The 9314-nt window shown below is 61.6% G+C and carries 9 protein-coding genes; 4 read left to right on the forward strand and 5 right to left on the reverse strand.

Annotation, left to right across the window (positions count from 1 at the left end; all coding sequences use genetic code 11):
- The 3 genes from ACXJMY_RS37255 to ACXJMY_RS37265 form a co-directional block, all read left to right on the forward strand.
- Positions 1–1367: formate dehydrogenase subunit alpha (locus ACXJMY_RS37255; RefSeq protein WP_456624335.1), on the forward strand; the 1367-nt coding region annotated here is incomplete at its 5' end.
- 12 nt (positions 1368–1379) lie between these two features.
- Positions 1380–1976, forward strand: a complete 597-nt coding sequence (fdh3B, locus tag ACXJMY_RS37260) for a formate dehydrogenase FDH3 subunit beta (RefSeq protein WP_456624336.1) — start codon at positions 1380–1382, stop codon at positions 1974–1976.
- 41 nt (positions 1977–2017) lie between these two features.
- Complete coding sequence (locus ACXJMY_RS37265) at positions 2018–3031, forward strand: formate dehydrogenase subunit gamma (RefSeq protein WP_456624337.1); 1014 nt, start codon at positions 2018–2020, stop codon at positions 3029–3031.
- Between the two features lie 27 nt (positions 3032–3058).
- Here ACXJMY_RS37265 and ACXJMY_RS37270 read toward each other — a convergent pair whose 3' ends face one another.
- The 5 genes from ACXJMY_RS37270 to ACXJMY_RS37290 all read right to left on the reverse strand — a co-directional run bounded on the left by ACXJMY_RS37270 (position 3059) and on the right by ACXJMY_RS37290 (position 8239).
- A complete protein-coding gene (locus tag ACXJMY_RS37270; RefSeq protein WP_456624338.1) occupies positions 3059–3181 on the reverse strand; it encodes a hypothetical protein in 123 nt (40 codons plus the stop codon).
- A gap of 490 nt (positions 3182–3671) precedes the next feature.
- Positions 3672–4271 carry a DsrE family protein gene (locus ACXJMY_RS37275; RefSeq protein ID WP_456624339.1) on the reverse strand — a complete coding sequence of 200 codons (600 nt, stop codon included), beginning with the start codon at positions 4269–4271 and terminating at the stop codon, positions 3672–3674.
- A gap of 36 nt (positions 4272–4307) precedes the next feature.
- Positions 4308–4928 (reverse strand): hypothetical protein, encoded by a 621-nt coding sequence (locus ACXJMY_RS37280; RefSeq protein ID WP_456624340.1) that lies wholly within the window; start codon positions 4926–4928, stop codon positions 4308–4310.
- Complete coding sequence (locus ACXJMY_RS37285) at positions 4925–5968, reverse strand: TAXI family TRAP transporter solute-binding subunit (protein ID WP_456624341.1); 1044 nt, start codon at positions 5966–5968, stop codon at positions 4925–4927. The genes ACXJMY_RS37280 and ACXJMY_RS37285 overlap by 4 nt, the downstream gene beginning before the upstream one ends.
- Positions 5969–6061: 93 nt before the next feature.
- Positions 6062–8239 carry a hypothetical protein gene (locus ACXJMY_RS37290; RefSeq protein WP_456624342.1) on the reverse strand — a complete coding sequence of 726 codons (2178 nt, stop codon included), beginning with the start codon at positions 8237–8239 and terminating at the stop codon, positions 6062–6064.
- A gap of 607 nt (positions 8240–8846) precedes the next feature.
- Here ACXJMY_RS37290 and ACXJMY_RS37295 point away from each other — a divergent pair.
- Entirely contained in the window at positions 8847–9206 is a 360-nt protein-coding gene (locus tag ACXJMY_RS37295) for a VanZ family protein (protein WP_456624343.1), read from the forward strand.
- The last annotated feature ends 108 nt before the right edge of the window (positions 9207–9314 follow it).

A 9314-nucleotide genomic window follows, 5' to 3' on the forward strand; every position in this document is an offset into this window, starting at 1 on the left:
GAGTTTACATTCTCCCGGTTGCCACGCAATTCGAGTGCAAGGGTTCGCGGGTTGCGTCGAATCGCTCGCTGCAATGGGGCGACCAAATCGTGAAGCCGATTTTCGAGTCGAAGGACGATCTCGAGATCATCTATCTCCTGGCGAAGAAGTTCGGTTTCGCCGACAAGATGTTCAAGAACATCAAGCTCGAAAACAATCTGCCTGAGGCTGAGGATGTGCTGCGTGAGATGAACCGCGGCAGCTGGTCGACCGGCTATTGCGGGCAATCGCCCGAGCGCCTCAAGGCGCATATGAAGAACCAGGCGAAGTTCGACATGCTGACGATGCGGGCGCCCAAGGACGATCCCGAGGTGGGCGGTGACTATTACGGCCTGCCCTGGCCGTGCTGGGGATCGCCCGAAGTCAAGCATCCCGGCACGCCGCTGCTCTACAACACCAACCTGCACGTGATGGATGGCGGCGGCACGTTCCGGCCGCGTTTCGGCGTCGAGCGCGAAGAGAAGCTGCCGGACGGCACGACGCGGAAAGTAAGCCTGCTCGCAGACGGCTCGTACTCAAAGGGTTCGGCGATCGAGGACGGTTATCCGGAATTCACTCTGGCGGTCCTGAAGAAGCTTGGCTGGGACACGGAGCTCACGGAAGCCGAGATGGCGACAATCAACAAGATCAATCCGGCCACTCCGGACACCGTGTCGTGGTCGCTCGATCTTTCGGGCGGTATCCAGCGCGTGGCGCTGGCGCATGGCTGCGTTCCCTACGGCAACGGCAAGGCGCGCATGAATGCGTTCGGCCTGCCAGATCCCATTCCAGTTCACCGCGAGCCGATCTACACGCCGCGCGTCGATCTGGTCGCCAAATACCCGACGTTGCCCGATGCCAAGCAGTTCCGAGTGCCCAATATCGGCTTCTCCGTGCAGAAGGCCGCGGTGGAGAAGGGAATTGCCAAACAGTTTCCGCTCATCCTCTCGTCCGGCCGGTTGGTCGAGTACGAAGGCGGCGGCGAGGAGACGCGGACCAATCCCTGGCTCGCCGAATTGCAGCAGGACATGTTCATCGAGATCAATCCCGCCGATGCGAGCGAGCGCGGCGTCAGGGACGGCGGCTGGGTCTGGGTCACCGGCGCGGAGAATAGTTCCCGGGCCAGGATGAAGGCGCTCGTCACCGAGCGTGTCGGCAAGGGCGTGGCCTGGATGCCCTTCCACTTCGGCGGTTGGCTCGCAGGCAAGGATCTGCGCGGCAACTACCCCAAGGGCACCGATCCGATCGTGCTCGGCGAAAGCGCCAACACGATCACCACCTATGGATACGATCCCGCGACGAACATGCAGGAGACCAAGGTTACTCTCTGCCAGATCGCGGCGGCGTAAGGAGCAACGACGATGGCACGTATGAAATTTCTCTGCGACGCCGACCGTTGCATCGAGTGCAACGCCTGCGTGACAGCCTGCAAGAACGAGCACGAGGTGCCCTGGGGCATCAACCGGCGCCGCGTCGTCACCATCAATGATGGCAAGCCTGGCGAGCGCTCGGTTTCGATGGCTTGCATGCATTGCACCGATGCACCCTGCGCCGCCGTGTGCCCGGTGAATTGCTTCTACACCACCGCCGATGGCGTGGTGCTGCACTCCAAGGATCTTTGCATCGGTTGCGGTTATTGCTTTTACGCCTGTCCGTTCGGCGCGCCGCAATATCCGAAGATCGGCAATTTCGGCTCGCGCGGAAAGATGGACAAATGCACATATTGCGCCGGAGGTCCGGAGGCCGACGGCAGCAAGGAGGAATACGAGAAATATGGCGCGAACCGGCTTGCCGAGGGCAAGCTGCCGCTCTGCGCCGAGATGTGCTCGACCAAGTCGCTGCTCGCCGGGGACGGCGAGATCATTGCTCAAATCTACAAGGAGCGCGTCATGAAACGGGGCTACGGCTCAGGCGCATGGGGCTGGAAGACGGCTTATCGCGAGACGATCGGGTCCTGAGTTGCGGCTTCGGTGAGGGCGCGCACGACCAGGGAGGAGTTATGAGCTCATTTGCGAGAGTCATTGGTCTGATAGTCGGCGCGTGCGCTTTGCTCGTGTTGCTCATGGCGGTGCCGATGCCGGCAGGCGCGCAGCAGATCAACCCGACGGCAAGCTCTGTCAATGAGCGGCAGTTGCTTCAGGAGATGGACCGGATCCAAGGCCGTGTCAGTATTCCCGACCAGCGTTCCGGTGTGCTCATGCAGCCGGCGGGGCGCGACTGGCGCGAATTCCGTAACGTCACACTGCGCTGGATCGGCGGCGTTGCCATTCTCGGCATGATTGCGGTGCTCGTGATCTTCTATTTGGCGCGCGGTATGGTCCGTCTCGAAGGCGGTCGGTCTGGTCGCACCATCGTGCGCTTCAATATCTATGAGCGGTTCGTGCACTGGATGACGGCGACCTGCTTCATCATTCTGGCGATTTCCGGCCTGAACATAACCTTCGGCCGGCCGCTGCTGCTCCCGCTCGTCGGTTTTGAAGCATTCTCCGAATGGTCCCAGTGGGCGAAATACGCGCACAACTACCTGAGCTTCCCCTTCACGATCGGCGTGGTGCTGATCTTTCTGATGTGGATCGCCGGCAACATCCCGAACAGGATGGATATTGATTGGGTCAAACGGGGAGGCGGCATCGTTGGCCATGATCATCCGCCAGCCGATCGCTTCAATGCCGGCCAGAAGGCGATCTACTGGATCGTCGTGATCGGCGGCGGACTGGTCGCCGCCAGCGGCTACATCCTCATGTTCCCGTTCTACGTCACGGGAATTGAGGGCATGCAGACGGCTCAGATCGCTCATGCCATCGTCGGGGTTCTATTCATCGCCGTGATGCTGGCGCACATTTACATCGGTACGATCGGCATGGAGGGAGCGTTCGAGGCCATGGGCTCCGGCGAGGTAGACGTCAACTGGGCGCGCGAGCACCACAGCCAGTGGTTGGACGAGGAAATGGCGCGCACGGGGCCGAACGGCAGTCAACCAAAGCCGCGCCACGCAGCCTCCGCGGCGGAGTAGGGGCGGAGACCGGCCCTTTGCGGCTCCCTAGAGACGCACGCCTGTTGTCGAAAAGGCCTGTGCGACGGGTTCCTGGATGGTGCCAAGTACCGCAGCCGAGGCTGCCGCGATCACGACGGCCGTCACGCAGGCGAGCAGGAAGGCTTTCATTCGGATCCTCTACAGAGTTGGTCTGACGAACGGGATCCCGACAGATCGTTCGCACGCCTGGCGAACGATGGAGGGATGACGGTTCACGGTCAGAGCATCCGACCACTGGCTGGTCAGCAAAACAATACCCACGAAGGCCCGGAGACGGTAATCACAAAACGCAGAACGTTCTACCGAAATGAAGAGCCAAAAGCTCGTCGACAGACATCGAATCACAATCGGTGATCTTCTTGCCCATACCGGAGCCGCCGTCCATCAATCCGACCGTGGATGGTCGATTCACGCATCAATCGCCACCACATAGTCTGCATGCAGGGTAATCGGAGCCTTCGATCCGTCGAGAACCACACGGAGACTCTTCGGATAGTATCCAACGCCAATCACCCTCCCGGTCTTTCCAGCCAAGCGAGGGCCAGCTGTGGGCTTGACCTGAATGCGCGACCCCGGTGGAAACCTGGGGTTGGTTTGGGCCGATCCTGACATGGCCGGCTTACGGTTTGACGTAGGTCCAGCCCATCTCCTGCAATTCCATCACCCGCACGACGCCCGACTTCACGACCTCCGCCTGCCGAACAATCGGTACGTCCTTGTTCTCGGCCTTCCGCATTTTCTCCTGGGTGTTGCCGCAGGCCTTGAACGAAACCTCGGGCGTGCTCAAGGCCATCTCCTCGATGCGCGCCTTTACCGGCGAGGTGTCTTCACGCAGCATGTGCAGGCCGGGCCCGAACGTGACGACCTCGATCTTCACCTTCTCGCCAGCGTCCTTGTAATATTGCGCCACATTGGTTGCGTTGTTGAGCGCGAGATTCATCGCTGCCGGGTCGTTGGTATTCACCTGCAGGATCAAATGATGTTCCCGTTTCTTCGATGCGGCCGAATCCTCCATGCGGGCAAACGCGGACTGTTTCCGCGTCGCCGTCGTCGGCTTCGCCACGTGTTGCCTCGCATGGCTCGCCTTATGCGGGACTGGTTGCCCGTCTGCCGGCGTCCAGTATTTTCCACCCTGTTCCGCCGCCGAAAACGATGCGGAAACCAGAACGGCGATCGCTGCCATCGCGACCGTTTTGGCAATATGTTGAAACCTGATCATTATCCACCTCCATCGAAGAAAATCATCTGCATACCATCAATGATTTGGTGTCGCGATCGCGCGCGGCCATTTGCACGCCGCGGCCATCTTCGCGCGCACCGCGTCCAGGCCGGCGAGGGCAAACGTTCCGTCATGGGCAGCCCCGCCCCGCGATGAGAGCAGGACAATAAAGTCCCCGCTGTCCGGAAGCGACTGCACCAGGCGAACAACATCCCCGCCGAACGCGACGCCAGGACCGAATGCCGGCACGGCCGCTGCGACCTGCATCGCCGGATTATCATTGACGCGATAGGAAATTGTATCGTCACCGCCTCCGCGGGAGATGTCGGGCCCCCCGAGGACCAGCTCGGTCCGGCCGCCGCGACAGCGAATCGATAACTGCATCACGGGCTCGCCGGCCCCACTGCGCGACGATGTCGTAGCGGTTGCGATCGGTGAGTAGTCTATCGGCGAGGTCGTCTGGCTGACGATCCAGTCGTCTTCGGGCGTCAGGCGCTGCCGAGGCGCGATGGTGCGCGTCAATTTATTCAGGCACGCCAGGCGCTCCGCGTGGTCCTTCTGAAGGCAGGAACGGAGCTGCGTCATGGGATCCTGGGCCAACGCAATGCCGCCTGTCCCCCCGAGTGCAACAAGAAGAAGGATAGCGGCGCGTTTCATTGCGATGCTTGTGTTGCGCGGGGCTGGCGATCCAGCCACGCTTGCGCCGCAGGGACGCGCGTGAGACCCGGAACCGTCGCGGCGAGGTTGATGGATTTCCACTTCGGATCGAAACCGGGCCCCTGCAACCTGTCGACCCGGGAGAACAGGTGATCGATGAAGCGCGCGACGCGCTCAGAGCGGTTCGAACTGGCCGGCCAATTGAAGGCGACCAGAGCGGTCGGCACGGCGATCGTCGAAATCCGTTCGCCCTGCTTGATCAGGTTGGGATAATCGGTCGCGTCGAGAGAGGCGGGAAGATAGTAATCCTCGAACTTGCTCTCGTACGGGACAGGCAGGAACTTGAAACCTGGCTCCCATCGGCCCCGCACGAAAGCATCCACCGGCTTCGATGTAATGAAGACGACGGCTGCCATTTCGCCTTTGCGCATCTGCTCGAGCGCCACCTGGTGCGGAATGAACGTTTTTTCCACCTCGATATTGAGGCGGCTGAAGATCAGCGGCCCTGAATAGGCCGCAGCAGTGCCCTGGTTGTTGAAGTTGACCTTCTTGCCGGCGAGGTCGTTCAAACTCTGAATTTCGGGTCGAACGAATATCTGTAGCTCGGACGGGAACAGATTCAGGATATACGCAATTCGTCGCTGGATGTCCGGCACCTGGCTCTTGTATTCCTCGAGCGCGTCGGAATTGATGATCGCCGCATCGATGCCGCGCAAATAGAGCAGGGAATTCACGTTCTCCGTGGCCCCGCGTGTGACGACCGGCAGAACATGCAGGTTGTCCCCATCGTCGACCACGCGCGCGATCTCCGCTGCCAGACGGATCGGCGCGCCCTCGAGAAGACCTCCGGCCAGGCCGACAGTCCAGGCGTTCATGGAAATCACTTCAGGCCTCGGCTGCGGCGGCTCAGGCCGTGTCAGACGAACCTTGTGAGGCCGATTGTCCTGCGGTCGCGCAGCTGCCCAGGGCTGAATGGGCAGGAGCAATGGTACGAACGCCGCGAGCAGGAGCAGCCGACGCAATCCGATAGGCCTTTTCATCGACCAACTCCTCTACACATGCTGCATCCGTGTCGGCGCCTTCGATCCTTGATGGCGCATTGCTGGCTTGGAACGTCGCCGCACAAGACTGTGCTATCGACGCAGCGCTTCGAATCGCGCCTTCGCCTCCTTGATTCCTCCAGCTTCGGCCCGCGCATAGAGAGTTCGCGCTTTAGTGAGATCGCCTTGCGTTCCATACGTTCGAAAATTTGGAAGGATCAGCGGATCGTAGGTTTCCGCGAGCGCGAAACTTGCTTGCGCGCTGCCCATCTCTACGGCGCGCTCCAGCACGATCCGCGCGGCGCCGATGTTTCCCTGTTCAAGCAGTACGCTTGCGCGCGTGATCAATCTCGCCGCTTGCACCCCGTCGTTAGGTTTGACCGGTGCATCGCCCTGGCTGCGCGCCGCTATGGCCTGGTCTTGGACCGGCTTGTCTTGGACACGCTGGCTTTGGATTGGCCGTGCCGGCGCTGACAGCGGCTCGTCGCGCGCGGGCTTGCCAGCGGCAGCCAGCGGAGACGCAGCGGGGGAAATTTTTGCCAAAAGCGCGCCCTTGTCTTGACGCGCCAATGCGAGATCCCGTTCCAGTCCCTCGGCCCGTTCGCGTTCACGCAGCAACAAGCTGCGCAGCTCGGCCGAGTCTCGCTCTCCGGCCTGCTTGATCCGTAGGACTTCCTCACTCGCCTTGGATGCTCGCTCGGTCTGCGCGTCGAGATCGCTGCTTGCTTTTGCGAGATCCCGGGCCAGCTGCTCGGTCCGCTCGCGCTCCCGTTGCTGCGATTGCCCCAAGGAGGCGGTATCGCTCGCCTCCGCCTGTTTGTGCTGTGCCGCTTCCTCATTGGCTTTGGCCGCTTGAGCTTCGTAAGCGTAGATCTTGCTGCGTGCCATCGAGAGATCCTGCGCCAGCGCATCGGCCCTCTCGTGCTCCTTCTGAAACGATCGTGTCTGCTCCGCGGCGCCGGCTTTTGCTGCCTGCGTCAGCCTGGCAACCTCGTCGTTCGCCTTTGCCGCCAGCGCGGTCCGCGCGTCGATCTCGCGTCGCGCAGCCGCAAGCGCTTGCTCCAGCTGGCCGGTCCGATCCCGCTCCTGTTGCAGGGAGTTCTGCAACACCGCGAAACCGCCTTCCGCTGCCCGCTTCAGCAGGGCGACCTCGTCACCCGCCCTTGTCGCGAGTGCTGTCTGAGTCTCGACATCCCGATGCGCGACCGCAAGCGCCTGCTCCAGCCGGCCGGCCCGATCTCGCTCCTGCTGCAGCGATTTCTTCAACTCTACAGAGTTACCTTCCGCGGCCTGCTTCAGCAGGGCGACCTCGTCGCTCGCCTTTGCCGCAAGCGCTGTCTGCGAATCGACGTCGTATCGCGCCGCCGCCAGCGCCTGCTCGAGCCGGCTGACCCGATCCCGCTCCTGTTGCAGGGAATCTTGCAACTCCGCAGAGCCACCTTCCGCGGCTTGCTTCAGCTTGGCGGTTTCACCGCTCGCCTTCGTCGCGAGCGTCGTCTGAGTCTCAACATCGCGTTGCGCGGCTGCAAGCGCCTGCTCCAGCCGGCCGGCCCGATCTCGCTCCTGTTGCAGCGATTTCTGCAATTCTACGGAATTACCTTCCGCGGCCTGCTTCAGCAGGGCGACCTCGTCGCTCGCCTTTGCCGCAAGCGCTGTCTGCGAATCGACGTCGTATCGCGCCGCCGCCAGCGCCTGCTCGAGCCGGCTGACCTGATCCCGCTCCTGTTGCAGGGAATTTCGCAACTCCGCAGAGCCACCTTCCGCGGCTTGCTTCGGCTCGGCGGTTTCACCGCTCGCCTTTGTCGCGAGCGCCGTCAGAGTCTCGACATCGCGTCGCGCGGCTGCAAGCGCATGTTCCAGCTGCTCGGCCCGGTCGTACTCCTGTTCGAGACGCTGCAGCAGCTCGATATCGCGTCGTGCAAGGGTGAGTTCGTCGAACAGTGGCTCCGGCCTGCGGAACTCCACTTCCGGACACTGCTGGACTTCTCCACTATCGATCGCCGTTGCTTGCGCGACCCGCATAGATTTGTCATTACCCTCGCGGTGCAGCGGCAACGCCGCAAACTCAATGCGACCTTCCATCCCGCGATAATCGATATTGTCGGAAGTCGTCGCGTATCGTGCATCCCCCAGATGTCGCGCTTGATCGGAGGACGCCTGCGTGTCCGACATGCACGCGATCACGAGCACAGCCGCCGTCATCCACGGGGGCGCGGATCGTCCCAGAATGGGCAGGTAACCGTGCGACCCGCTTGCAATGATCCGGCGCATGATGATGCGGCCTGTTACAGATGCGTCATTATTCGCACCGCCTGTGAGCAAATCCTATAACTCGCATGGAGCACCTCCTTACCCCTTTTTGATTAGAGGGGTGGACGATCATCGGAGACGTGAACCGCTCAAGGTTCCCGACGAAATTCATGGACTGAGCAGGCGCGGGTCTTCGCAGACCTCGCGCCGGGATCCGCCATCGAATAGCTCTTGGCGATCGACCTCGCCGAGCTGTCCTGGGGGACCTTGCGGCCTCTCGTCAGGCCATCGACGCTTCGCTCCGCCGCATCGCCAATAGCTCTTGGCGATCGACCTCGCCGAGCTGTCCTGGGGGACCTTGCGGCCTCTCGTCAGGCCATCGACGCTTCGCTCCGCCGCATCGCTCCAGCAGGTGGTTTCCGTTCAGCCTGTGCAGCTATTCGTGGATACGCAACGGGCTGCTTGGCGGCGCTGCAAACTGACGAAAAGGAGGTAACGCGCCTGGCCTTGGTCTGACGGTGCCGTCATGTGCTATCGTGTCCTGATTTCGCTTCGATCGTTGGATTTGCCCGGCCCGGCCGGAGCGGGCCCGGAGCACCAGAACGTGTTCGCCGAGAACAAGGCTGAAATGCCGCGAAAACGCCTCCTTAGGACCGCCGCTTGGGCTTCCTTGACTTTTATTGCCTACGCCACCCTGTCTCCTGTTCGAGACAGGCCAACTTTGCTGACCTCTTCGACCGTTGAACATGTTGCGGCGTTTGTGATTTCCGGGGCGCTCTTCTGCTTAGCTTATCCACGACGCATTCCTACCGTCCTAATCTTTGTACTTGGCAGCGCGGCCTCGCTTGAATTTCTGCAGCTGCTTGCGCCGGATCGCCACGCTCGAATCCTTGACGGACTCCAAAAGATTGCTGGTGGGGTCTTAGGCGTCTTCGTCGGTCGCGCTATTCTGTATCTTGAGCGAGCGCGTTCTCGGCCCGAGGTGTAGTCGCTCTATAACGCGCGTCCTTATGTCCCAATCCGAGGCGACCTGGTTTGGGCGGCTCGCTATTGCAGGCAATGTGCGCGGAAGTAACGTTACGCGGACTCGCCGAGC

The organism is Bradyrhizobium sp. P5_C12 (assembly GCF_054049735.1).

What these genes read in the sequence shown, in the direction of transcription:
- fdh3B (WP_456624336.1), top strand. Translation starts at nt 1,380, where the DNA reads ATGGCACGTATGAAATTTCTCTGCGACGCCGACCGTTGCATCGAGTGC.
- ACXJMY_RS37265 (WP_456624337.1), top strand. Translation starts at nt 2,018, where the DNA reads ATGAGCTCATTTGCGAGAGTCATTGGTCTGATAGTCGGCGCGTGCGCT.
- ACXJMY_RS37270 (WP_456624338.1), bottom strand. Translation starts at nt 3,181, where the DNA reads ATGAAAGCCTTCCTGCTCGCCTGCGTGACGGCCGTCGTGATCGCGGCA.
- ACXJMY_RS37275 (WP_456624339.1), bottom strand. Translation starts at nt 4,271, where the DNA reads ATGATCAGGTTTCAACATATTGCCAAAACGGTCGCGATGGCAGCGATC.
- ACXJMY_RS37280 (WP_456624340.1), bottom strand. Translation starts at nt 4,928, where the DNA reads ATGAAACGCGCCGCTATCCTTCTTCTTGTTGCACTCGGGGGGACAGGC.
- ACXJMY_RS37285 (WP_456624341.1), bottom strand. Translation starts at nt 5,968, where the DNA reads ATGAAAAGGCCTATCGGATTGCGTCGGCTGCTCCTGCTCGCGGCGTTC.
- ACXJMY_RS37290 (WP_456624342.1), bottom strand. Translation starts at nt 8,239, where the DNA reads ATGCGCCGGATCATTGCAAGCGGGTCGCACGGTTACCTGCCCATTCTG.
- ACXJMY_RS37295 (WP_456624343.1), top strand. Translation starts at nt 8,847, where the DNA reads ATGCCGCGAAAACGCCTCCTTAGGACCGCCGCTTGGGCTTCCTTGACT.